This is a genomic window from Nostoc sp. FACHB-152 (genome assembly GCF_014697475.1).
Lineage (GTDB): Bacteria > Cyanobacteriota > Cyanobacteriia > Cyanobacteriales > Nostocaceae > Nostoc_B.
Genome location: NZ_JACJRV010000025.1, coordinates 57,686 through 81,851 on the forward strand (window position 1 = coordinate 57,686; position 24,166 = coordinate 81,851).

General features: G+C 41.6%; 16 protein-coding genes and 1 pseudogene. 7 read left to right on the forward strand and 10 right to left on the reverse strand.

Going from position 1 to position 24,166, the window contains the following annotated elements:
• Positions 1 to 136: 136 nt before the first annotated feature.
• The 3 genes from H6G76_RS18145 to H6G76_RS18155 all read right to left on the reverse strand — a co-directional run bounded on the left by H6G76_RS18145 (position 137) and on the right by H6G76_RS18155 (position 4,336).
• Positions 137 to 3,409 (reverse strand): type 2 lanthipeptide synthetase LanM family protein, encoded by a 3,273-nt coding sequence (locus H6G76_RS18145; protein WP_190703454.1) that lies wholly within the window; start codon positions 3,407 to 3,409, stop codon positions 137 to 139.
• A 161-nt stretch (positions 3,410 to 3,570) separates the two neighbouring features.
• Positions 3,571 to 3,903: an NHLP leader peptide family RiPP precursor gene (locus tag H6G76_RS18150; RefSeq protein ID WP_190703457.1), complete on the reverse strand. Its 333-nt coding sequence runs from the start codon at positions 3,901 to 3,903 to the stop codon at positions 3,571 to 3,573.
• A 100-nt stretch (positions 3,904 to 4,003) separates the two neighbouring features.
• The gene (locus H6G76_RS18155; protein ID WP_190703460.1) at positions 4,004 to 4,336 is read right to left on the reverse strand and encodes an NHLP leader peptide family RiPP precursor; all 333 of its coding nucleotides are present in this window, start codon (positions 4,334 to 4,336) and stop codon (positions 4,004 to 4,006) included.
• 277 nt (positions 4,337 to 4,613) lie between these two features.
• Between H6G76_RS18155 and H6G76_RS18160 the strand changes: the two genes are divergently transcribed.
• Complete coding sequence (locus tag H6G76_RS18160) at positions 4,614 to 6,935, forward strand: response regulator (protein WP_190703463.1); 2,322 nt, start codon at positions 4,614 to 4,616, stop codon at positions 6,933 to 6,935.
• A gap of 11 nt (positions 6,936 to 6,946) precedes the next feature.
• Here H6G76_RS18160 and H6G76_RS18165 read toward each other — a convergent pair whose 3' ends face one another.
• The gene (locus H6G76_RS18165) at positions 6,947 to 7,132 is read right to left on the reverse strand and encodes a hypothetical protein (protein ID WP_190703465.1); all 186 of its coding nucleotides are present in this window, start codon (positions 7,130 to 7,132) and stop codon (positions 6,947 to 6,949) included.
• Between the two features lie 260 nt (positions 7,133 to 7,392).
• On the opposite strand from H6G76_RS18165, the gene H6G76_RS18170 reads away from it, so the two are divergent.
• The 4 genes from H6G76_RS18170 to H6G76_RS18185 all read left to right on the forward strand — a co-directional run bounded on the left by H6G76_RS18170 (position 7,393) and on the right by H6G76_RS18185 (position 14,711).
• Positions 7,393 to 7,755: a PAS domain S-box protein gene (locus H6G76_RS18170; protein WP_190703468.1), complete on the forward strand. Its 363-nt coding sequence runs from the start codon at positions 7,393 to 7,395 to the stop codon at positions 7,753 to 7,755.
• Between the two features lie 236 nt (positions 7,756 to 7,991).
• On the forward strand, positions 7,992 to 12,761 hold the full coding sequence (locus H6G76_RS18175) for a PAS domain S-box protein (RefSeq protein ID WP_190703471.1): 4,770 nt from the start codon (positions 7,992 to 7,994) through the stop codon (positions 12,759 to 12,761).
• Between the two features lie 73 nt (positions 12,762 to 12,834).
• Complete coding sequence (locus H6G76_RS18180; protein WP_190703475.1) at positions 12,835 to 14,334, forward strand: ATP-binding protein; 1,500 nt, start codon at positions 12,835 to 12,837, stop codon at positions 14,332 to 14,334.
• On the forward strand, positions 14,331 to 14,711 hold the full coding sequence (locus tag H6G76_RS18185; RefSeq protein WP_190703478.1) for a response regulator: 381 nt from the start codon (positions 14,331 to 14,333) through the stop codon (positions 14,709 to 14,711). Before H6G76_RS18180 ends, H6G76_RS18185 begins: the two co-directional genes overlap by 4 nt.
• A 549-nt stretch (positions 14,712 to 15,260) precedes the next feature.
• Here H6G76_RS18185 and H6G76_RS18190 read toward each other — a convergent pair.
• From H6G76_RS18190 to H6G76_RS18210, 5 genes and pseudogenes are all read right to left on the reverse strand, one after another.
• Positions 15,261 to 15,407: pseudogene (locus H6G76_RS18190) on the reverse strand (CRISPR-associated endoribonuclease Cas6); the annotation flags it as partial.
• A gap of 77 nt (positions 15,408 to 15,484) precedes the next feature.
• Complete coding sequence (locus H6G76_RS18195; RefSeq protein WP_190703481.1) at positions 15,485 to 15,715, reverse strand: EF-hand domain-containing protein; 231 nt, start codon at positions 15,713 to 15,715, stop codon at positions 15,485 to 15,487.
• 220 nt (positions 15,716 to 15,935) lie between these two features.
• Positions 15,936 to 17,882, reverse strand: coding sequence for a serine hydrolase (locus tag H6G76_RS18200; RefSeq protein WP_199337430.1), 1,947 nt, complete (start codon positions 17,880 to 17,882; stop codon positions 15,936 to 15,938).
• A 96-nt stretch (positions 17,883 to 17,978) separates the two neighbouring features.
• Positions 17,979 to 18,359 carry an anthrone oxygenase family protein gene (locus H6G76_RS18205; protein ID WP_242056449.1) on the reverse strand — a complete coding sequence of 127 codons (381 nt, stop codon included), beginning with the start codon at positions 18,357 to 18,359 and terminating at the stop codon, positions 17,979 to 17,981.
• A 189-nt stretch (positions 18,360 to 18,548) separates the two neighbouring features.
• The gene (locus H6G76_RS18210) at positions 18,549 to 19,019 is read right to left on the reverse strand and encodes an MAPEG family protein (protein ID WP_242056450.1); all 471 of its coding nucleotides are present in this window, start codon (positions 19,017 to 19,019) and stop codon (positions 18,549 to 18,551) included.
• 564 nt (positions 19,020 to 19,583) lie between these two features.
• Between H6G76_RS18210 and H6G76_RS18215 the strand changes: the two genes are divergently transcribed.
• Complete coding sequence (locus tag H6G76_RS18215) at positions 19,584 to 19,952, forward strand: hypothetical protein (RefSeq protein ID WP_190703487.1); 369 nt, start codon at positions 19,584 to 19,586, stop codon at positions 19,950 to 19,952.
• A 105-nt stretch (positions 19,953 to 20,057) separates the two neighbouring features.
• Here H6G76_RS18215 and H6G76_RS18220 read toward each other — a convergent pair whose 3' ends face one another.
• Positions 20,058 to 22,280 (reverse strand): HAD family hydrolase, encoded by a 2,223-nt coding sequence (locus H6G76_RS18220; protein WP_190703490.1) that lies wholly within the window; start codon positions 22,278 to 22,280, stop codon positions 20,058 to 20,060.
• Positions 22,281 to 22,631: 351 nt separating this feature from the next.
• On the opposite strand from H6G76_RS18220, the gene murF reads away from it, so the two are divergent.
• Positions 22,632 to 23,987, forward strand: coding sequence for a UDP-N-acetylmuramoyl-tripeptide--D-alanyl-D-alanine ligase (gene murF / locus H6G76_RS18225; RefSeq protein WP_190703493.1), 1,356 nt, complete (start codon positions 22,632 to 22,634; stop codon positions 23,985 to 23,987).
• Positions 23,988 to 24,166: the final 179 nt, after the last annotated feature.

Genomic DNA, 24,166 nt, shown 5'->3' on the forward strand with positions numbered 1-24,166 from the left:
TAGCAATCGAAGCATGGATTAAGACATTAACAGAGGATAAAACTTAAATAATATAAGATTTTTCGCCCTGTCACCTGTCCCCTGCTATAGCAGCAAAAAGTAAGTTGCACATCGCGTAAACTATGAGCAAATACTGTCACTCCCACAGCAGGGCTGATGGTAGTAAATTTGGATAGGCTAGACGTAATAGTTCATACCCAATACCAGATGTTCCTTGAAAGAAGCCTGGGTTGTAAGTACCTCTAAGCAAGCTGGAAAACAGTTGATAAGAACCTGTTTTTTCGGCTCTATTTACAGCCCATGCTGCTTGCTTCTGCACAATTTCTAGCAGTTCTGGACGCTGAAGCTGGCGGGCGGCTACTAATAATACATCCATGCGTCCAAAGTTACCGCAGCAGAGGTGGTCAATGTCGTGCATTGCAAACTTTTGTGTTGTTTGCAATGCAATATCAATATCTTGCCGAATTCCATCATTATCTAGAATATTTAAACTGCCCAGACGTGCTAGAGCAATACCAGGCGCACCGTGACACCAACTGGCAATGAATACAGGTTTGTCACCTCGAAAGTCTGGCCAGTTTTGGGCTGTGGGTGAAAAAACGCTATTTTCGTAAGCGATCGCTTCATCAGCCGCCGCCAGAAACATTGTGTCTTGAGTGACCGCATATAATCTCAGTAACGCATAAGCAATGCCAGCTGCACCGTGAGAAAATCCGGTCAAAAGTTTTTCGTCTAGGGTAGCCCAAGCTCTGTATCCACTACTGCTGACGCTACGGTGATTTATTAGATGATAACCACAAGTAACTGCTTGCTCTAAAACTACTGGATCTGGGATGTAGGAATAGAGAGATAATAATCCTAAAATCGCGCCAGCCGCCCCAGATACAATATCAAATTTGCGATCGCTAGCAATATTTGCTGGTGTAATTAAAGCAGCAGCTTGTTGGGCATCTTTCAATAAAATGTGTTCTTGGAGAAATTGACTGCTTTGCACCAGTGTATAGACAATTGAACCTAACCCTTTAGCACCACCAATCCCTAGATGTTTAGTCTTTTGTTGTTGAGCTTCGTAGTCTAAACCTTGCAAGACTTGGCGTAATTGTTGCACCGCGCCTAACGCCATCTCTTTATATGCTGCATCACCTGTAACTTTAGCTAATGCAGCCAAAAACATCGCTACTCCATAACTGCCATCATACAAGTCATAGCTCATAGGTTGCAGTTGAAAGCGTTGAGCGTCAGGAACATATTCCAGTCCCATCCAAGTGATACTACCATCTGCTGCTCGTAAAGCTGTTTGCTGCATTTCTTTCGCAATGCTAACTGCTTGCTGTACTAAAGCCTCTGGGGCGAGAGGAGACACCGCATCGAAATCCAGTTGAGAAGGCACTGATACCGAGGAAGCCTCAGTCATATTAGCGGAACGGGCGTAGAGTGAACTGTGAATAAAACTCATCTGCTGCGCTAAATCTTTAAAATTGAGCTTTTGCAAACGGGCAATTACTAAATCGTAACTAGGTTGAGTAAAATATTTTTCGATAGTGCAATCGTTCGTGATTGGTAAAGCATCGCTATTAGAACGAGTAGCAAATAGAGGAATATCTAACTGCGCCAGTGCTTGCTGTTCTGCCGCTATAATTGCCCAAGCTTGGGGTTTCGTCTCAGCTTTCAGTAACGATCTGCTGAGAACATCAAGCGCAATACTACGTTCTACACCATTTTGTAAGAATTTGGGCTGTAAGGTTTGCTTGAGCAAATTGCCATAAACTTGAGTCGGACGAAATACAAACCGGACTCGCTGATTGGCTAATTTTGTCAAAGAACTGTTTGCGGCTAAAAGTGTTTCTTTATGAGCAATCAAAAACTCGTACATTTGACGAAAACCATCAACCAATTCCGTAACATATTGACTAGAAGATAGAGTTACACCACCAATAGAAGGTATATTGCTACGCAAAGGTGGTTTCATAGACTCGTAACCTAAAGCCATTTTATCTGTATTAATATGCTGCCATCTCCGCACCCGAAAATTAGTTTCTTGTCCGCCTACACCACCTAAACCACTACCGTCATAAATAACTCCATCTGGTCCCAAATTCCATGTTGGCAAGAAACCGATACGCAACAAAGAATCCATCATTTGTTGAGTGGCTAATTTTGCATTTGTAACATTAATATCATCGCCTACTATATCTCGAACTTGGTGAGACATGAGAGTTTCCATATCTATGAAAACTGGATATTCCCCACAGGCAATTATGTTTTCTGCATGGCAATCTGTTGCCTCTAAAAGATATAATAAACACAGCAACATCCCGGCTCGTTGGTAACAGCGTTTGGCTGCTGACAAATCTTCACAAGGTAAATATTCTACATATTCTACCCAGCCATGAGTTGAACGATTCAGCACTTGCAGTACCTTAAATTTTAGTGGTATTTGCTGTTCATTCAACCAAGCTAGTAATTGAAAATATGCTTCTTCTGAGCCTAAATCTTTAGGTTTATAGACAACTTTTAGCCCTGAAGCAAAAGCCACTTGAATAACTGAGCGTCCATTATGGTGAAAGTCAGAAAGATTACCATTAACAGCAATTACTTGTCCAAGTTCTCCATCGCTTTGGAAAGTTGCTTGAATATCTGACATATCTGATGCTAATCGTTGGATAAATTCGCTATTACTATCTACCCAAAAATCTGTTACGGTTGCAGCTAGCCGTGCTAATACACTATATTCTTGAAAAAATGTTAGCAGTCCTCCTGCTAACATATCTCTGAGAAAATTACTGTAATATTGTCGAGAATTTGCAGATTGTATTTGTGCTAATCGATGAGTTAATTTCGGTTGTTGATAAGTCCGAAAAACTAAAAAATTTAATCCCATCGCTTCCGAGCAAAGAGAAACTAATGAATGCAATAAACCACGTTCTAAAGCAGCGTGAGCTTCGTCTGAAAGTAGATGATAATTAGAATTAACTTGATTGAGTATTTGCTTACGGGCAACATAGATAAAGGGTAATAGTAACTCTTCAAAAGGTAAAGGTTCTTGGGGATTTAAACAACGATTTTCCGATGAAATGCCTTTTTCTAAATTTTCTAAAGAAACTAAGTTAGTCGCTTCTAAAACAGATTTGAAAGTTTCTGTCCAGGCAGGTAAATCTTGTTCCTTAACCAAACGAACAGAACCAAGTATTTGACTAACCCTGTCTACATCTAGCCCATCCCAAGCTAAACGCTGTTCAAATAATTCTTTGTTCCCTTGAGCGACTACGTGACACCAATTCTCTAATCGAGATTTCACAAGTTCATTATTATTTTGTGTCTTGTCGGTTATAAATTCCATTCCCAAGCGTTCGTTAATTGTGCTTGCTTGTTCGACAATTTTAATCAAGTCTGAATTAGTAATTTGCATTATATTCAAATTCCTTATGTTAGTCATTATTTTTTGCCAGAAGAGTTACTTTGTTCTAATTAGTAGTACCATTTCAAGAAAACCATCTGGATAAAAAACATTGGCTGGTTGAAACTTACGCATGAATATAGATGTGTAAGTTTCAACAATTTAGGCATTTACTAGAGACACTTACTGGTGGTGATACACAGTGAGAAGAAAGTACAATCAACGCGAAGAGTTAAACCACCAGCAGCCACAGCTTCGAGTTCAGTTTCCGACAATTGTTCAGATTCCGCAGCCATTGCTGGCAGGATAATATAAGCCACATCATCAGATTCTTGAACAACGCGAATTTGAGCAGTTTGAGGTAATTTTTGACCGAGTTCAAGTTCAACAGCCGCTTTAGCCGCTTCAGGGTTGTTCAACAATTGAGTGCGGAAAGCTTCATCTTTCATGGCACGGGCAATTAGTTTGGCTTCGATACTTACTTGTTCTGGATATTGTGCAGACATTTTGAAACTCCTTAAACAAAATTAGGTGAATGGAAAAAACTGGCTGGTTGAAACTTACGCATGAATATAGATGTGTAAGTTTCAACAATTTAGGCATTTACTAGAGACACTTACTGGTGGTGATACACAGTGAGAAGAAAGTACAATCAACGCGAAGAGTTAAACCACCAGCAGCCACAGCTTCAAGTTCAGTTTCCGACAATTGTTCAGATTCTTTAGCCATTGCTGGCAGGATAATATAAGCCACATCATCAGATTCTTGAACAACACGAATTTGGGAAGTTTGGGGTAGCTTTTGTCCGAGTTCAAGTTCAACAGCCGCTTTAGCCGCTTCAGGGTTATTCAACAATTGGGTGCGGAAAGCTTCATCTTTCATGGCACGGGCAATTAGTTTGGCTTCGATACTTACTTGTTCTGGATATTGTGCAGACATTTTGAAACTCCTTGATTTATAATTGAATGAGATTCGTTAGACACATCGTTCGTTGAGCTTGTCTTTTCTAGGTGGTTTCTAGAGGTTTGAGATTCGCTCTTCGCTCGATGTGTTTAATTTAGGAAGAAATCGAGAAGAACTAGGGAAGCTCGATCGCTATCTCTCAAAAAATTTTCAGCAGCACTCCATATCTCTTAAAATCAGTGCCTACCTAGATTTATTGGTCAGGCGATCGCAAATTATGAGACGATTTTGAGGGGTATGTACAGCTTCTACCATGCGAATTTTGCTGATCGAAGACGACGAAGTTTTGCTCGATGTCTTGCTGCAATCTCTCACCAGCCAGCACTACGTTGTGGATGCAGTTCAGGATGGTCAAAGCGGTTGGGAATATGCCCAAAGTACCAGCTATGACTTGATTCTGACGGATGTAGGGCTACCAAGACTCGATGGAATTAAGTTATGCCAACGCTTACGGGCTGAAGGTTACACCATCCCGATTTTGCTGATCACAGCTAAAGATGCAAGTAGCGATCGCATTCGTGGACTAGACGCAGGTGCAGACGACTATTTAACTAAACCCCTAGATTTAGCAGAACTTCAAGCACGTTTACGAGCTTTACTGCGACGCGGCGAGGTTTCACCCACAACTGTGTTACAAGTGGGCGATTTACATTTAGATCCCCGCAGTTGCGAAGTGAAATATGCTAATAAACCTCTAAAACTAACTCCCAAAGAATATACTCTGCTCGAAGTATTTATGCGAAATCCGGCGCGGGTTTTCAGTCGCGGACAACTTGTCGAGCATCTGTGGACATTTGACGACCCTCCATTAGAAGAAAGTGTCAAAGCACATATTAAAGGATTGCGACAAAAAATGAAGGCAGCTGGGGCTGTAGATTGGATTGAGAATGTTTACGGGTTGGGGTATCGGTTGCGAGAGGGAGTAGGAGAGCAGAATTTCAAGTCAGAGAGGGGGGACAAGGGGGATAGGGGAGAAGGTATTACTTCTTTGATTTCCTCATCTGCATCGATTGAGCAGGAGTTTAAGCAGGGAATGTCTCGGCTGTGGCAGCAGTATCGAGGCTTGATGATTGAACGCTTACAGGCTCTACAAACAGCAGCAGAGGCAATAAATCAGGGGAAACTTACCCAAACTTTAAGTCACAGTGCTAGGCAAGCAGCTCACAAGTTAGCAGGCGTGTTGGGAATGTTTGAGAAGGAAGCCGGCACTCTTTTGGCAAGAGAAATAGAAGAGATTTTGTTATCGGATGCAATGTCATCAGCCCAGGAACAACAATTTTTAGCTTTGGTGGGTCAATTGGGTGAAATGCTCAATTTAGGTGAAACGCAACCATCTTTACCCAGAGAAACACCCCGACTATTGTTAATCGATCCCGACCTCAATCTGGGCCGAGAGTTACAGGAATTAGCTCAATCATTTAATAGATGCTGGCAGCAGGTAGCAACGTTAGAGTTAGGGAAAACATGGCTACAATCTCACTCAGCAGACTTGGTAGTTTTAGCAACAGACGCAGCCAAACAACAAGAAGATAGTCTGACATTGTTAGCAGACTTGGCATCTCGGACACCGCCTATATCTGCATTAGTGCTGGCGGCGGCTGATGATTTATTAGATCGGGTAGCGATAGCGCGGGCGGGTGGACGAGGTTTTCTGCACAAACCTGTAGCAGCAGTGCAAGTTTGGGAAATGGCAAGGCAATTATTACAAGTTACCCAATCATCAACAATTAATGTGTTAGTTGTTGATGACGATCCGGTATTTTTAGCAGCGTTGCGTCCCATGCTTGAGCCTTGGGGAATGCGGATGACAGGTTTAGACAAACCGCTACGTTTTTGGGAAGTACTGCGGTCTGTAGTTCCTGATTTACTGATTTTAGATGTAGATATGCCTCAAGTTAACGGTATTGAACTTTGTCAAGCAGTACGTATCGACCCTGATTGGCAGTCTCTACCGATTTTATTTCTCACGGCTCGGTGCGATCGCGCCACGATTCAACAATTATTTACTATTGGAGCGGATGACTATGTAAGCAAGCCAGTGGTAGCCGCAGAATTGCTCACCCGCATCACCAATCGTCTAGAACGGACTCGCTTGCTGCAAAATCTGTCCAGAAAAGACCACTTCACCGGATTAGCAAATCAACCACACTCTAGCCGCAATTTAGAACTTTTCATCCAAAGAAGCAAGAATGCCGATAGAAATATTAGCAATTGTCTATCTCTAGCAGTGTTGACAATCACTGAGTTACAACAAATTAACATTGAATACGGTTATGTTGTTGGTCATCAAGTTTTACAACAATGGGGTCGCCTATTCCAATCTAACTTTTGGGCTGGGGAAATATTGGGATATTGGGGCAATGGAGATTTTATTGTAGGAATGCCAGGATTGACAACATCACAAGCAAGCGATCGCCTAGGGCAATTTTTAACTACTTTACGGCAACAAGTGTTCGCCGCCCAAGATAACAGACGCTTTCAAATCGACTTTAGTTTTGGGATTGCTGAGTATCCTGCTGATGGAGCGACTTTACAATCTCTGTTTCAAATTGCCAGTATCAAAAGCCAAAAGTAAAGAATGTTGATTTAAAAGCCTTTAGGTAAAATTTTAACTGCAAGTTCATCAGGATAACTACTAAAATCTAAGCTCTCTTTAAAAAAAATAAATTCACTATAGTTAGCCAAGTCGTCTAGTCCCACTAAATTGAGCATGAATTCAGTTATTAGCCAGAATGCGAGGTCACAAAACAGCTTCTTGTAATGAACTTGCATCTGCTTTTCCTCCCAAATTACTCGCCTACAACTGATGTATCTGCTTAATTTCTAGAGTTTTGCTCTAAGAGCCACCGCTTCATATTGTTCAATTTAGAGAGTAATCGGGAAGAAGTAGAGATGTTGTGTCAATTTTGGTATCGATAAGTATGCCCTGAATACAATGACTTTTAAAATTGCTGGTAATATCTGGCATCAGCATGAGAAATTTTCCAGCCTAGATTTGTAGTCAATCCTTAGCAGCCTAATTCCTCCTTTTTATGACTGAAGCAGTAATCAAGTCCCTCAGTGACATGAAGCAAGAAACAGACGTGCCTGTTGTCATTACCGATCAACAAGGGTTCGTTACTTATGTAAACGATTGCTTTACTTCTGTTTTTGGCTGGAGTATGGCTGAAATTAGCGGTCAAATTATTACAGTAGTGATTCCACAAGGGTTTCATGCTCCGCACCATCTTGGCTTTTCGCGCTTTCTTTCAACGGAAAGTTCTACTATTCTCAATCATCCCCTACGGTTGCTGGGAATTACCAAAGATGGTCGAGAAATTGAAGCCGAGCATTTGATTATGGCCGAGAAACATCAGGGAGAATGGGTGTTTATGGCGATGTTACGTCCTCTTTAACAGATATGGAGGGAACAGGAAACAGGGTTGGGAGAGCTACCAGTACTTACGCACTGAGATTAATTTTTGAGATTGGGTGTATACTTCGGGTACGCTCAGTAGCCGGGTGTAGTGATAAGATTTTTGCTGACTCACACCCTAAACCCCTACACACCAGAACCGCCCAAACCCTTGATTTTTCGTCTCTAGAGTTAGTCCTAGATACTTATCCCTGCTGCTAAAATAGGAGTTTGCTGATGAGTATAAATTTAAATGGTTTGGTCAACGAACTAAGAACAATTTTAGGCAAGATGGAAGTCGCCTTGGGAGCGATCGCTGATGCTATTGTTTGGACGGGTCGTGATGGCAAAATCCAATGGTGCAATTCTGCTTTTGACCAGCTTGTTAACCAGCCACATATTCTAGTTCTCAATGCCACACTCAGCGACTTATTATGTTTGAGTTTAGCTGGTGAAGCGGTTGCACCAGAGTTTTACCCGAATATGAGGGTGCTAGAGGGAGATTGTAAAATTACAGAAGAATACGAATTTTATAATGGCAATCGCTGCTTAATTTTAGAAATCTCCGGTAACTGCGTCGAACTTCCTGGTGGTGATAGGTCTTCTGTACTCGTAATTCGAGATATTACTCAAGCAAAGCGATGGGAAACAGAACGCACTTTAGCCGAACAAAAACAAGCAGAAACTCTATCTTTATTGCAAGCTACACTAGAGTCCACTGCTGATGGCATTCTTGTGATTAATCAAGACTTTCATGTAGCACTGTTTAATCATAAGTTTCTCCAAATGTGGTCAATTCCTGAATCGTTGTTGCAACCTTCTCAAAGCAATGAACGATTCAAGTTCATGTCTAAACAAACGCGAGATCCAGAAGCCTTTGCATCCAGAGTCAAGCAGCTTTTCTATGAATTTCCAGAACAGGCAGCCTTTGATTTGGTAGAGATGAAAGATGGACGTGTGTTTGAGCGTTATTCTCAACCCCAATGGCAGGACAATCAAATTATTGGCCGCGTTTGGAGCTTTCGAGATATTACTGCACGGCAGCAAGCGGAGAAAGCTTTAAGCGAAAGTGAGGCTAAGTTTCGCCGCATCGTGGAAAATTCTAACGATATCATCTCCCTAATTGACCTAGAAGGACGAATTTCCTACATATCACCTAATTTAACCAAGCTGACAGGATATGATACCACTGAGTTAGAAGGTATACCCTTTGCTGATTTTATTCATCCTGACGATCTACCCAGTTGCCTAGATGCAGTTAACAGGGTAGTAACAACAGGAGAGAGGATAGAAGTTGAGTACAGAGCTAGAATTAAGGATGGTAGTTGGCAGTGGCAAGCCACCAATTTAGCGACAACACAAGATGAAAATGATAATTTCATCCTGATCAGTGTCGCGCGTGTAATTACAGAACGCAAACAGGCTGAAGCCGCCTTGCTTAAAAGTGAGCAAAAATTTCGCCGCCTGTTCGAGAATTCTCAATTTGGCATTTTACGCAGCCGTCTTGAGGATGGACTAGTTTTGGATGCGAATCAACGCCTGGCCGAACTATTAGGCTACAGTTGCGTTGCAGACTTAATTGGGACAAAATTTACTACAGAGTTTTATGCCAACCCAAGCGATCGCCAGCGTGTAATAAACCAACTGCATCAAACAGGTTCACTCAAGAACTTTGAGCTAAAGTTTTATCGGCGCGATGGCAAAATGTGCTGGGGCTTGTTTTCCTTACGTTGGAATGTGGAAGACAGTTGTTTAGAAGCAGTAGTTGCTGATATTAGCGATCGCAAACAAGCAGAGGCAGACCTACACCGTAGTAATGCCATACTCAAAGCTCAACAAGAAGCAAGCATTGATGGAATTTTAGTTGTTGATGAAAATCATAATATCGTCTCTTTCAATCAGCGTTTTTGTCAGTTATGGCAAATTCCCGAAACAATTGTCAGTGGGAACAATCGGCGATTGCTGCAATTAGTGCTGGACAAATTAGAAAATCCCCAAGAGTTTTTAGCCAAAGTAGAGTATCTCTATGCCCATCCAGAAGAAGTTTGTCGGGATGAAATTCGCCTGAAAGATGGCCGGACTCTAGACCGCTATTCGGCATCGGTGCGATCGCAAACAGAAGATTATTACGGTAGAATTTGGTACTTCCGGGATATTAGCGATCGCAAACGCTCAGAAGAAACTCTACGTCGCAGTGAACAAAAATACCGCAATATTTTTGAAAACTTTCAAGTGGGGATCGCGCGTATCCGCACAGAAGATGGGCTGTTTTTGGAAGCCAACCAACGCCAAGCCCAAATTTTAGGTTACAATTCTGCCGCAGATTTAATTGGCAAGCAATTCACAACAGAGTTTTACGCCAACCCAGAAGAGCGGCAAAAACTATTAGCCGAGTTAAAACAGCAAGGTGAAGTACGCAACTTTGAAGTCCAACTACGTCGCCGCGATCAATCTCTTGGTTGGGGGCTATTGTCGCTGAGACAAAATGTAGAAGAGGGCTGTATAGATGCCGTAATTGCAGACATCAGCGAACAGCAAGCTGCGCTGCGCGAACGCAAACTGGCTGAAGAATCTTTGCGACAATCAGAAGCCAGATTTCGCGCTCTTTACGAGTCAACCAGTATCGCTGTCATGTTACAACAAGAGGGAATTTCCCTTGATTGCAACCGTGCAGCAGAAGAACTATTCGGCTATTCTCGGCAAGAGTTTTTAAGCAAGCATCCTAGTGATTTTTCACCGCCATTTCAACCAAATGGTCAACCTTCTGCTGATTTGGCTCGTGAACAAATTGCCCTGGCGTACGAGCGAGGTAGACATCGTTTTGAGTGGGTTCACCGTCGTGCAGATGGTACAGACTTTCCCGCCGAGGTGTGGTTAACAGTATTTGAGTTGGATGGTCGCAAACTGATTCAAGGGATGGTACAAGACCTGACTGAACGTAAACAAGTTGAAGCGACCCTTCAATATCGCGCTCAGGTAGACAGATTACTTAACAGCATTTCTCGCCAGTTTATTGATCGCGATGCAGATACCGCCATTAATTTTACACTCCAGGCGATCGCCGAATTTTTAGGGGCTGAATGCAGCTGCATCTTTGAATATTATGAACAACAACAGCAATTTTATATAGCCCATGAGTGGCACGAGCCTAGCATCGCTTTATTATTAGATAGTGCTACTGCCTATGAGCCTTTATCTTGGTTTTATCGGCAAATTCTCAACGGTAATCCTATCCAAAGTTTACAAGTATCCCACATTACCCAGCTACCCCCAGAAGCGATTGCCCAAACAGAATTAATTAAATCTGTAGTGGCTGTACCGATGATTTACTCTGGCAAAGTTGTGGGACTACTAGAATTAGATGCCGTGGATAAATCGAAGACTTGGAGTCAAGAGGAAATTAACTTACTGCAACGAGTCAGCGAACTTATAGCCATCGGGCGATCGCGCCATAAAGCTGAAGAAGCATTAAGAATTGCCAAAGAAGCCGCCGAAACTGCCAACCGTTCTAAAAGTGCCTTCTTAGCCAATATGAGCCATGAACTGCGAACGCCACTGAACGCTATCTTAGGTTTTGCCCAGCTAATGGAACGAGATACTACCCTCACTCAACGTCAGCGCGACTCGCTAGCAATTATTAACCGCAGTGGAGAACATCTGCTCAACTTAATTAATGACGTACTAGAAATGTCCAAAATCGAAGCTGGACGCGTTGTACTTCAGCCTAAATCCTTCGATTTATATGGATTATTGCAAAACCTCCAAGATATGTTCCGAGTCCGAGCCGAAGCTAAAAACTTGACACTCGCATTTGAATTAGCTCCTAATTTGCCCCAATACATTTTTACAGACGAAAGCAAGCTCCGGCAGATTTTGATCAACTTATTGAGCAATGCGATTAAATTTACTAGTACTGGGGGTGTCACATTAGTCGCAAAAATCGGAAAAAATGACCAAAAATCAGAAATTACAGCGAATATTTTCTCTCCTAGCGAACTGCGGAAAATTCTATCCATTGAAACAACAGCCTTAGCAAAAAATGAGAGTCAATCGACAAATGAGGCTGATCATTCTTTCTTCATCTCGTTTGAAATTGCAGATACAGGATTAGGTATTGCTGAAGATGAATTAGATAGTTTATTTCAACCTTTTGTTCAGACTGCCAGTGGTTCACAAGCTAGAGAAGGAACAGGATTAGGATTAACAATTAGCCGTCAATTTGTGCAGTTAATGGGGGGCGATATTCAGCTTAAAAGTGCTGTTGGGCATGGTTCAACTTTCTACTTTGATATCAAAATTGAACTAGCACAGTCATTAGAAATTGCACCCCAAACAGTGCCACGCAAAGTAATTGCCTTGGCACCTGGACAACCTGTATATCGAATTTTAATAGTTGATGACCGCAAAGATAATTGCGATTTATTAACACAGTTATTTAATACTATTGGTTTTGAAACTCTGGCAGCCGCTAACGGCCAAGAAGCGATCGCACTCTGGCAAGCATGGCATCCCCATCTGATTTGGATGGATATGCGAATGCCAATTATGGATGGATATGAGGCAACGCGACAGATTCGTGCTATGGAACAGGTGCAGATACAATCTTCAAACCCCAAGCCGCGTACGGTAATTATTGCTCTCACAGCCAGTGCTTTTGAAGAACAAAGGTCGAATATTTTAGCCGCAGGTTGTGATGATCTCATCCGCAAGCCTTTTCGAGAAGAAGTTCTCTTTAACAAGATAGTTGAATTTCTGAGAGTTAATTATATTTATGCTCAGGAACAAGAAAATACAGCCCCATTAACATCTGTCCACCCACAAGACTTGATGATTATGCCAGACGAATGGCGCAATGCCCTATACCAAGCAGCTATCCAGGTGGATGCAGAAGTAATTTTGCAGTTAATTGCCCAAATTCCTGAAACTCATTTAGCTTTATTTGAAAGATTGACTGATTTAGTCAATCGTTTCTGTTTTGACGAAATTATTGAATTAATTCCACTTTAAAAAATGCTGGGGACAGTAAACTTAGACAAAAATTTTCCACTCAAAATTTTAATTATCAAATGGTACGAGGATAATGTATAGTCAGCCGTTAGAAATCCCAAAAGCTAATATTTTAGTTATTGATGATACTCCAGAAAACTTGCACCTTTTAGCTTCTATGTTGACGGAACAGGGTTACAAAGTTAGAAGCGTAACTAAAGGCGCGGCTGGTTTGCGAGGCGCGCAAGCGGCTCCCCCAGACCTGATTGTACTTGATATTAATATGCCGGAAATGAATGGTTATGAGGTTTGTCAACATTTAAAAAATCATCCTCAAACCTGCGATATTCCAGTAATTTTTATTAGTGCAATGAATGATGTCATAGATAAAGTCAAAGCTTTTACAGTTGGCGGCGTTGATTACATTACTAAACCTTTTCAAGTTGAAGAAGTGCTAGCAAGAGTAGAAAATCATCTCACAATTCGTAATTTACAAAAACAACTTCAAGCACAAAACATCAGACTTCAGGAAGAGATACGCGAACGGCAACAAGCAGAGGAGAAGTTTACTAAAGCTTTCCGTTCTAGTCCTAGTCCAATTGCAATTACGACCTTCAGTGATGGGTGCTTTATCGAAGTAAACAGCAGTTTTCTCAAAATTAGTGGTTATAATTTAGCCGAAATTATTGGTCATTCGGTAGCAGATCTCAATCTGGGAATTAGTCAACAACAAAATGCTCATATCTGGCAAAAATTAATAGAAACAGGCTCATTACAAAATCAAGAGATAGAACTGCTTACTAAGTCAGGTGAAAAAAGAATTGTTTTGCTATCTGCCGAACTAATTGATTTAGCAGCAACACAATGTGTCTTAAATATTTTTAATGACATTACCGAACGCAAACGTTTAGAAAATGAATTTATCTCTTTAGTAAGTCATGAATTGCGAACACCACTTACTTCTTTAATTGGCTCACTAGACCTTTTAGGAACAGGACAATTAGGAACATTAACCGCCAAAGGTCAGCAAGTTTTGAATATTGCCACTACCAACATTGAACGGCTAAATCGCCTAGTCAACGATATTCTCGACCTAGAACGAATGAAATCAGGTAAAATTACCACGCAACCATCATTATGTAACATTGGTGATTTGCTCATTCAAGCCACAGAAGCGATGCAAGCAATGGCAGAGCGATCGCAAATTAACTTAGTTGTCGAACCAGCTACAGCCCAAATCTGGGCAGATCCCGACCGAATGCTACAAACTCTCACTAATTTGATCGGCAATGCAATTAAGTTTTCCCAACCGGGTGGTAATGTTTGGTTGCGTGTAAAACTACAAACAGATTCTCTACAAATTGAAGTGCAAGACCAAGGCAGAGGCATTCCAGAGAATAAATTACAATCAATCTTTGAGCGTTTTGGCCAAGTTGATGTATCTGATTCTCGCAAAAAAGGTGGCACAGGTTTAGGGCTAGCTATTTGCCGCAACATTGTTGAGCAACATCACGGAAAAATTTGGGTTCAAAGCACTTTAGGCCAAGGTAGTACCTTTTATATTATTCTGCCATTACTAAACGGAGGATTATGAGTAAGTGTGTATTAATTGTTGACGATGAAGAAGATGTGAGAGCGATCGCTCAAATGGGCTTAGAAATGTCCGTAGATTGGAACGTACTGATTGCCAGTTCTGGTCAGGAAGCTCTTGTGATTGCTGCCAACAACCAACCTGATGTGATTTTATTAGACATGATGATGCCTGATATGGATGGTCGCGCCACACTCCAAAAACTCAAAGCAAATCCCTTAACTCGTCATATACCAGTTATTTTAGTAACAGCCAAGGTTCAACCATTAGATCAAAAAAGTTTTGCCGAGTTAGATATTGCCGCTATATTTATCAAACCTTTTCGTCCTCTGAAACTGGCTGAACAAATCAGTGCCGTATTGGTTAATTCTACAAATTAACGCCAAATAGAAAACTTTAAGGGTGTGTAGTCGCTATAAAAATGAAAGCCAGCCCAAAAGAAGGGTGTTTTAGTAGTATCAACACTACAGATTCAATCTAAATTAACGTGAGTTCGACAAATATAAAAAACCCCTCTCCAAACCTCTCCCCCGCAGGGTGGTTTCATACGAAAAAATAAAAATCTATAAGTCCTGATTTCTCGTTTTGTAGCCCAGATTTTGACCCCTCTCCAAACCTCTCCCCCACGGGGGGAGAGGCTTTGAAATACAGTTGTCATTTTTCTCTGCTTGTATGAAACCACTCTGCTCTCCAAACCTCTCCCCCGCAAGGAGAGAGGCTTTGAAAGCCTAATTTCTTCGTTGAAAACAAGTTATATTTCTGCCCCTCTCCGCGTCGGAACGAAAAGTTGAGCCAGTGCGTTGGACGGGTTTCCCTGCTCCCTCACTGGCGTTGCGCGTCCGGGTTTCCCGGCGCAAAACTTTTCAAGACAGAGGGGTTGGGGAGAGGTTCATCGAACTCACGTTAAATTATCTTCTAATATCAAATGCTACTGGTTGAGACAGCGCATTGATGTGCCAATGGTAAATTTGGTTAGCGACTAGTTTCAATTGCTTGCCACTAGGTGGCAGTTGACCTTCCAGTGCTGAGATAGTAAAAGCTTTTTCTGATTCTCTATCGTGCAGGTAAGCTGATACACCACAACTCAAAACCGCCCCTTAGTCGTTCAGAGGACGGCAGTGCTTGCTATTGCTTGGGCGGGGATGAGGTACAGCTAGTTTAAATTTCCAGCTGACTCAACAACTTGTTTCAACTCTTCAAAGGTGATACTACCGTCTTTATTTCCATGCATAGCTAGCAATTCTTGGGGACTACTGACACCTGTTTCGGCTGAGATGATTGCGCTTAAGCCAGGGCTTAAAAAAAGCTCATTTATAGAAATTTTGCCATCTTGATCGGTATCCAAGGTATTAAACAGAGATTTAAGCTCTTGCTCGGTTGCCATAATTTTTTATCTGAATTAATTTTTTCAACTTAATATCTCAAAATTTTGACAAAGATACAAGAACAGTTAGGAAAAACTTAATCACTTATTCTAATCGCTTTTTAAGTTCGGCTTCTATTTGCTTACCTGTGCTTATACGATTTCACGAAATAAATGATACAAATAATTTCTCCTCTGCCCCTCTGCTCCCCTGCCCCCCCCTTGTTTGCTTGTTTAATAGCTAAAACAAATCAAAGGATGGCCAATTAGTAACTTTACTTCTAATTTTCCACATCAGTTGGTCAAGGTCGCCACCGAAATTTGATTTTGGACTACGAGTGTTAACTAAAACTGCCCAAGAAAAACCATCACTAGTATTGACAAGAAATGCCTGTTCTCCTGGTAAACTGCCGTTGTGCCAATGGTTATTGGCTGAGTTGACAGACCATCCTTTGGCGTAACCAGAGTTTATACTTGAACCTTGATACATAGCTACGATTGTATTAGCACCAAGAATATCAGGCTTGGGATTGATCCCATCCACCTGCACGGACAAACGCACTAAATCAATCGGTTTTGCAATCCAACCGCCATGAGCATCCATTCTTGCCACTTTCATACCGTAGGGATCTTCATTACTTTGACCGTAATAAGTAACTTCATTAACTTTTTTTTCGGCTAGGGTGTCGCCACTAATTTGCATATCGGTGATCCCACATGGTTCGAGGATATTCGTCTTTATGTAATTTTCGTAGGTTTGCCCTGTCACCGTTTCAATGACTCGACCTAAAACACAGAAACCAAAATTAGAGTAAGCATATTTGGTTCCTGGTGCATTATCTAGGGAACGATTATCTAATACCCAACTAATTAATTGGGTATGATTCATTGAAGGATTAGAAAACATTGGATCATTGCTACTGTTAGACCAACCACCACCTAAGTGGCTAAGTAGATGTTCCACAGTGATTTGCTCGACATTAGGTTGATAGGGAATTGTGCCGTAGGTAGTGCCTAAAATTCCATCTTGACCAAAAATGCGATCGCTTAATCTTAGCTGACCTTGTTCCAGCAATTTCATAATTGCGATGGCGGTAATAGGCTTTGATACACTGGCAATCCGGAAACGGTGGCGGGGGGCAACTCTCTCATTCGCCGATTTATCAGCCAAACCATAGGTTTTGGCTAACACTAAGCGTCCATCTTTAGCAATCGCCAAGGATAAACCAGGAACATCATAATTTTGCATAAACTCTGCCACGGTTTGATCAATAGCTAGCAATTCTGAAGAGTTATAGCCGTTTTGACTTTCCCAGATGGCTGCATATCTGTCTTCACCATTGACAGTGTAACCATTGACCCATACGGGACGATAGCCTTGATAAAAGTAACGGTCAAATTCGTCTTGATATACTACAGAACTCATGCCATGACGCGCTACCCATGCTCCGCTCTCAGATTTTTCCCAGAGTGCAGTATATCTATCTTGACCGTTGAGACTGTAGCCACTAACTTTAGTTAAGCGAAAGCCTTGATTAATGTATTTGTCAAATTCACTTTGATATTGCTCCGAAGTCATTCCATGACGCGCTACCCATGCTGGTGCATTCGCTGTTTTTTCAAAGATGACTGCATACAAATCTTGATTGCCCACAGTATAGCCGCTAACGTCCACAGGACGAAAACCTTGGGCAGTGTATTTGTTAAATTCACTTTGATATTGTTCCGCAGTCAATCCATGACGCGCCACCCATGCTGGTGCATTCACTGTTTTTTCAAAGATGACTGCATACAAATCTTGATTACCTACCCCGTAGCCGCTAACGTCCACAGGACGAAAACCTTGGGCAGTGTATTTGTTAAATTCACTTTGATATTGTTCTGAAGTCAATCCATGACGCGCCACCCATTCTGGTGCATTGGCTGTTTTTTTAAAGATGACTGCATAAAAATCTTGATTACCTACCCCATAGCCGCTCACCTGTACTGGACGAAAACCTTGGGCAGTGTATTTATTAAATTCACTTTGATATTGTTCCGCAGTCAATCCATGACGTGCTATCCATGCAGATGATTCTGCTACCGCTAAAGAATGCTGATTGGGGAATAAATCACTTAGGATGATTACGGTTGAACTCATCCCCATCAATTGCATAAATCGACGACGACTTTTTAAAGACAAATCCATATTTATTTATCTCCTTGAGGGCAAATTTTAAGCGCATCAGCAGGATAAACCGCGCTACCCTTCGGGTTAACCGACAGTCTTTAACAATACCCGATATTAGCCCAGTGTAAATAACGCTGATGCTGCTAGTGCTGCTGCGGCTCGAATGTGATTCCAAAACGTCCAGTCCTTCAAGTAATTAGCCCATAGCTTTACGCCATCAGTACTATCGGGCTGAACCAATGCTAGTGCTTCGTTGAGCGGAACATTAAAAACAATTGTCACGCCTAATGTACCGACAAGATAAAGTAAACAGCCAATCAACAAATAAATAGTACTTGTGCGATGCCACCCCAACAGCAAGAACACTAAAATAAAAACGCAAACCGCACCCGTTCCCAAAAATACAGTCATAAACAATGGATTAATCACCGTGATATTTATTGACTGCATAGCTGTAATCCCTTGTGATGGCTCTATTCTCTCAAGAGCTTTCATGACGAAATTTGAGAAAGCAAAAAAAACTCCTGCCATCAGCCCACAACCTAGCACAGCAAGCAATTTCAATAGTAAAAACGAGTTAACACCTGACATAAAGCTACCTATGAATAGGGTGTAGGGTGTGGGGTGTAAGGAAAAACACCCGCCTCGAAGGAACTTTGGTAATAAATTTTTGAAGATTGCTGATTAAAAAATTGCTAAGGTAGTCAAAACGACTAAGCAAACTAGCTGAATCACTAAACATACGAGGCGAAACATTGGATTGAGGCCGGCTATGTGAATCAAAGAATGCACTAGCCGAAATACAATGTAGACAATCACCAGTGAATCTACAATTGTTCCTGATATACTCCGCAGTGTCAGGAGTAACAAAACACCGATATATAAAGGTAGATTTTCTACTAAGTTGGCTTGCACTCGATACAGCCGCCAAAGTAAACTTTCGTCATTTTGCGTGCCAAAATCTTTTGGTGAACCACCTAAGGATAAGTGCCGAATTCTAATGGCTAACAAAAGCACAACTACAGCAATTGTCCAGATAATGAAAATTGCTAAACCCCATAAAGGGATAGTCATATTAGTAGTAGCTATGGCTAAACTCATACACTTCACCCCGATAAAGCCGACTACTGTCACTTTAGCGTTTATCCGACACATCAGACTTAACCAAAGCGTAATTACCCAGGTATTACCCTTGCAGACATTCAAGCTTGTCTTAGCTATGCTAGTGCTGCTTTGAAAAATGAGAGCGATCGCTATGCGCGATGATTGGTATGGGCATTTTAGTGTTGTTGAAGATGATAAGGTACGAATGAGGTATCTTCAACAATAAAGTAACAGAGTAAGGTATATTGCTAGCGATCGCTTCATAAATTAACTTTTGCAACTCGTAAACCTATTTTCTGAGTCATAAACCTATTTTTGCGACTCGTAAAACTATTTTCTGAGTCGTAAATCTATTTTGCGACTCGTAAAACTATTTTCTGAGTCGTAAACCTATTTTTGCGACTCGTAAAACTGTTTTTTGAATCGTAAACCTATTTTTCTAATTAATTTCCGCAAATTTACTTTTATTCATCCAATTCTATTATCCTAATGCTTTCAAAGTTCTGTAGCTTTACTCAGGCTACTATATCTGCTAATTGCGTATTTTATTGTTGTATAAAGAACTCAGTATGATTTTCCATCAGGTTCTCAATTAAATCCAAACAGAAAAACTATATGGCGCAACGCAAACGCAACTCAATAGCACTGACTAAAGCTGAACGACGGATTGAAGGAATACAGATGATTAATCCGGAATTAGACTTTGGTAATGGATTCTCTGTTCCTATTTACAATACAAAAATTGTAGAGTTACGAGACAAGCTAACCGCTTACAATCAAGCACGAGCGATGGTAGAGAAAACACAAAATGCCTTATTGCAAGCAGAAATTGATTTAAATAGTTATTCTGAAATGATGCTATTAAGTGTTGCATCTCGCTATGGCAAAAATAGTGATGAGTATGGAATGGCTGGGGGAACGCGCAAGTCAGGCCGAAAGAAAACACGCCAAGTAGTGAATCAGTCTCCGGTGAGTAGCTTATAGCAGGAGCAGGGGAGCAGGGGGAGCAGGGAATAAGTAAAATTCTTTCTTACTCCCTGTTCCCTATTGCCTGTTCCCTATTGCCTGTTCCCTATTGCCTATTGCCTTCTAAACTGCAACCATTTCCGGTTCCAGTTCCAGTTCCGGTTGTGTTGTCGATAAATTACCAAAAAAGTCGTAGTAATCTAGGGCTTCTAAAATCCCCCAAGCATAGCGGCCTTTAGCAAAGTAAATCTGCGGATAACCGCGTAACTTGTGGATTTCTTTGCTGTAATTTCCAACGACAACTGCCAAGGTATTACCTGCAAGCATAGATTCATCATTACCTGATGCGCCTGCTACTAAGAAACGTTTGACAGGTAATCCCCATTTTAAAGCTACATAGCGCAGAGCATCGCCCTTAGAAGCCCGGAATGGCACTAAGTCAAGATACATATTGTGGCTAAAAATGCCTTTAACAGGGAGTTGTTGCTGGCGCAGATGGCGGATAATTTCTCGGTAACTGGGTGCTTTATCTGGGTCAACAAAGTAGCTAATTTTAAACTTGCCTTGAGTTTCTGGTGGCTGCAATTCCAGTCCAGGGATATTCTTCATAGCTTCTCGAATTGCCACAGGTTGCCAATTGTAGCTGATATGTTTTTGCCAACTCGTATCCGGTACAATTTTTGGCCCGTAGTAGATTTCGCTACCTGTGGAGGTAATGAGCAAATCTGGCATAGGAAATTCCCATTCCTCTAACATAGTTAAGGTACTTTCGAGGTTACGGCCTGTAGCAATGCCAACACCAGTTGTGTGTCCTTCGTCTCGAATCCGCCCAATTAACTGGTACAATGCTTCTTGCTCACCCAATAAGGTATTATCAATTTCGGTAACAAGAAAGCGATCTGCTGTTGGTAGGCGGTTTCTATCAGGTATTTTCCACTGTGGCCGCTCGGTTGTGGGAAATTCTCGCCCCACACTAAATACAGATTTGACTTTTTGCTGCGGTAATAAGCTCACTTTCTCAAGATATTGCTCTACATGGCTTTCCCAAGCAAAAGATTTGCGGACATTAGCCAAGCCATTACTAGCCCAGTGTTCCCATTTTTTGGTGTCTGTTAAAGCCTGACGCAATGCATATTGAATATCTTGAATATTCAAAGGATCAATCAGCACACCATTTTGACAAGCAGCAATAATATCTCTTGGCCCACCATCAGATGTAGCAATAATTGGCACACCGCAAGCAGTAGCTTCAATCAGAGTTAACCCAAATGGTTCTGTCAGTGCAGGATTAATAAACACTCCGCGCGTTTTTGCAGTCAGGCGATATAAATCAGCCACATCCTCAGAATTATGATGTTTGGGATAGGCTATGTGACCATATAAGTCATAGCGATCGATTAATTGAAAGATTTCTGTGAATACTTGGCGTGGCCCAGATTCCATCGTTGAGATGTCATCTCGCTGTCCTAGCACCACAACTAAATTTGCTAACTGACGCAATTCAGGATCTTCACCAAAAGCTTTGACTAGCCGATTCACGTTTTTCCGCATCGCCGGACGGGAAATTGCCATAATCATCGGCTTTTGTGGCTCTTTGAGAAACCTCTGCAATTGCTGGTAAATGGGAGGGGTAGGCCAATCTTCTGGTGCGGGATAAAACTCCTCTAAAGTCACCCCAGGCGGAATTACGACCATCCTTTCAGGTTGATATTGGTCGTAAATACTGTACTGTTCTTCAATTTCTTGATTAGTGCTAGCGACAACTAATGCTGCACTCCCAAGGGTAATTTCTTCGGCTTCAATGCGCGTACTAATATGGAAATGTTCTTCAATGATTTCTTGTTTAGTTCCTTGCTCTAGTAGGCGTTGCTGCTTGACCCGTCCGAGGGAGTGTCCAGTATGCACTAGCGGTGTTCCGAGCCAACCTCCAACTCGACTACCGACATATCCTGCATCGGCGTAGTGAGTATGAATTATATGAGGAACTCTGCCAACTTTGCGGATATATCTGAGCAATTCATCGGCAAAGGTATCTAAATGCGGCCAGAGAACTTCTTTGCGGAGGTAACGACGCGGGCCACAAGCCAAGCGAATGATTTGAGCTTTATCTGAAAGAATTTCTACAGGTTGAGCATAGTCTGAACTTACTTTGGGATCGTCTACCAACCTTGTAACTAAATCAACCCTTTCTACTTGGGGATGTTTGGCTAATGCAGTGGCGAGTTCGACTACATATTTTGTTTGTCCACCTGTGTCTGCATCTCTTCCTAACTCAAGATTTTTTCCTCTGATTAAACCGTGAATACTAACTAGTAGAATATACAACCCTGAACTGTTTGCGTTCATTTCTTCCTCTGTAGGTGATGATAGGCTATGCGATGTTTGAGCTTTGAAACACTTAGTGATTATGAAATGTGCAAGACAAAATTTCTATCATGAGGCAGCCCTCATCCAATGTCTAACTCATAAAAAATTAGACAAGAATAGATGCTTTGTCATGCTTAAATTGACAAACAGACTCTTGTATATGTTATCAATATCCTGGTATGCGATCGCCTAAAATTACGGCCTAATTAATTTGCTTTTTTCACACAAGAATTATACGATTGAAAGAATTTTGTCTCTGTCTCCTTTATGGACGATTTTCTTATCTAACTAGATAATCGTTTGTTATAAAATCATCACAAAACATATACCATGCCTTGGTCTGTTAACCTATCCCAACTGATAGAAATTCTTTCTGCCCAATCTGCCAATTTATCTGAATCTGCTTTTGCCCAAGTTAGTAGCGGTATTCAAACAGACACCCGCATCATTAAGCCAGGAGAGGTATTTCTGGCTTTACGTGGCGAAAAGTTTGACGGACATGATTTTATCTCAACAGCGATCGCTAAAGGTGCATTAGCGGCAATTGTCGATTTTGACTACGAAAATCCTGGATTTCCTGTAATACAAGTCAAAAACACCTTAGAAGCTTATCAAAAAATCGGTCGCTGGTGGCGCGATCGCTTTGATATTCCAGTAATTGGGGTAACGGGTTCTGTTGGCAAAACTACTACCAAAGAATTAATCACTGCGGTATTAGCTACCCAAGGCAGAGTCCATAAAACCTATGGCAATTTTAATAATGAAATTGGTGTGCCGAAAACTCTCCTAGAGTTAGATGCCGAACACAACTACGCTGTAATTGAGATGGCAATGCGCGGTAGAGGGCAAATTGCCGAACTCACGCACATTGCCTGGCCGACAATTGGCGTAATTACCAACGTCGGGACGGCACATATAGAGTTGCTAGGTTCAGAAGAAGCCATTGCTGAGGCAAAATGTGAGTTATTAACCGAAATGCCCAAGGATAGCGTAGCAATTCTCAATTACGACAATCCTTTATTAATTGCTACAGCTAAAAAAGTTTGGTCGGGTGAAGTTTTAACTTATGGTTTATCTGGCGGTGATATTCAAGGAAACTTAATTGATAATGAAACTATAGAAGTCGCAGGCATTAAATTACCTTTGCCTCTTGTTGGTCGTCATAACGCAACGAATTATTTAGCAGCTTTAGCTGTCGCCAAGGTGTTAGGAATTGATTGGTCTACTTTAACAAATGGTGTAGCTGTGGATATGCCGACTGGGCGATCGCAGCGTTATGCGTTGCCTAATGATGTAGTATTCTTAGATGAAACATATAATGCTGCACCAGAAGCGATGTTAGCAGCATTGCAATTATTAGCAGACACACCCGGAAAGCGCAAAATTGCTGTGTTGGGAGCAATGAAAGAATTAGGCGAGCGATCGCCGCAATTACACCAAAAAGTCGGTGAAACTGTACGCAACTTAAATTTAGATGGTTTACTAGTTTTAGTAGATGGGCAAGATGCCGAAGCGATGGCTCAAAGTGCCGCCGGTATCCCTTCAGAATGCTTTGCTAGTCATGATGATTTAGCAGCACGACTCAAAACATTTATTCAAACAGGCGATCGGATTTTATTTAAAGCCGCTCATTCTGTGGGATTAGATCGCGTTGTCCATCAATTACGAGCAGAATTAAGGAATTAAATTTAGAGGATATTTGAAACTATGGTGTACACACAAATCATCTGATCCCCCTAAATCCCCCTTCAAAAGTTTTGTAGGGCAGGGTGGTTTCATACGAAAAAATAAAAATCTATAAGTCCTGATTTCTCGTTTTGTAGCCCAGATTTTGACCCCTCTCCAAACCTCTCCCCCCGTGGGGG

Bases quoted from the DNA above. Each gene is read 5' to 3' on its own strand.
- H6G76_RS18145 (WP_190703454.1), bottom strand. From the start codon at position 3,409: ATGCAAATTACTAATTCAGACTTGATTAAAATTGTCGAACAAGCAAGC.
- H6G76_RS18150 (WP_190703457.1), bottom strand. From the start codon at position 3,903: ATGTCTGCACAATATCCAGAACAAGTAAGTATCGAAGCCAAACTAATT.
- H6G76_RS18155 (WP_190703460.1), bottom strand. From the start codon at position 4,336: ATGTCTGCACAATATCCAGAACAAGTAAGTATCGAAGCCAAACTAATT.
- H6G76_RS18160 (WP_190703463.1), top strand. From the start codon at position 4,614: ATGCGAATTTTGCTGATCGAAGACGACGAAGTTTTGCTCGATGTCTTG.
- H6G76_RS18165 (WP_190703465.1), bottom strand. From the start codon at position 7,132: ATGCAAGTTCATTACAAGAAGCTGTTTTGTGACCTCGCATTCTGGCTA.
- H6G76_RS18170 (WP_190703468.1), top strand. From the start codon at position 7,393: ATGACTGAAGCAGTAATCAAGTCCCTCAGTGACATGAAGCAAGAAACA.
- H6G76_RS18175 (WP_190703471.1), top strand. From the start codon at position 7,992: ATGAGTATAAATTTAAATGGTTTGGTCAACGAACTAAGAACAATTTTA.
- H6G76_RS18180 (WP_190703475.1), top strand. From the start codon at position 12,835: ATGTATAGTCAGCCGTTAGAAATCCCAAAAGCTAATATTTTAGTTATT.
- H6G76_RS18185 (WP_190703478.1), top strand. From the start codon at position 14,331: ATGAGTAAGTGTGTATTAATTGTTGACGATGAAGAAGATGTGAGAGCG.
- H6G76_RS18195 (WP_190703481.1), bottom strand. From the start codon at position 15,715: ATGGCAACCGAGCAAGAGCTTAAATCTCTGTTTAATACCTTGGATACC.
- H6G76_RS18200 (WP_199337430.1), bottom strand. From the start codon at position 17,882: ATGGATTTGTCTTTAAAAAGTCGTCGTCGATTTATGCAATTGATGGGG.
- H6G76_RS18205 (WP_242056449.1), bottom strand. From the start codon at position 18,359: ATGAAAGCTCTTGAGAGAATAGAGCCATCACAAGGGATTACAGCTATG.
- H6G76_RS18210 (WP_242056450.1), bottom strand. From the start codon at position 19,019: ATGTGTCGGATAAACGCTAAAGTGACAGTAGTCGGCTTTATCGGGGTG.
- H6G76_RS18215 (WP_190703487.1), top strand. From the start codon at position 19,584: ATGGCGCAACGCAAACGCAACTCAATAGCACTGACTAAAGCTGAACGA.
- H6G76_RS18220 (WP_190703490.1), bottom strand. From the start codon at position 22,280: ATGAACGCAAACAGTTCAGGGTTGTATATTCTACTAGTTAGTATTCAC.
- murF (WP_190703493.1), top strand. From the start codon at position 22,632: ATGCCTTGGTCTGTTAACCTATCCCAACTGATAGAAATTCTTTCTGCC.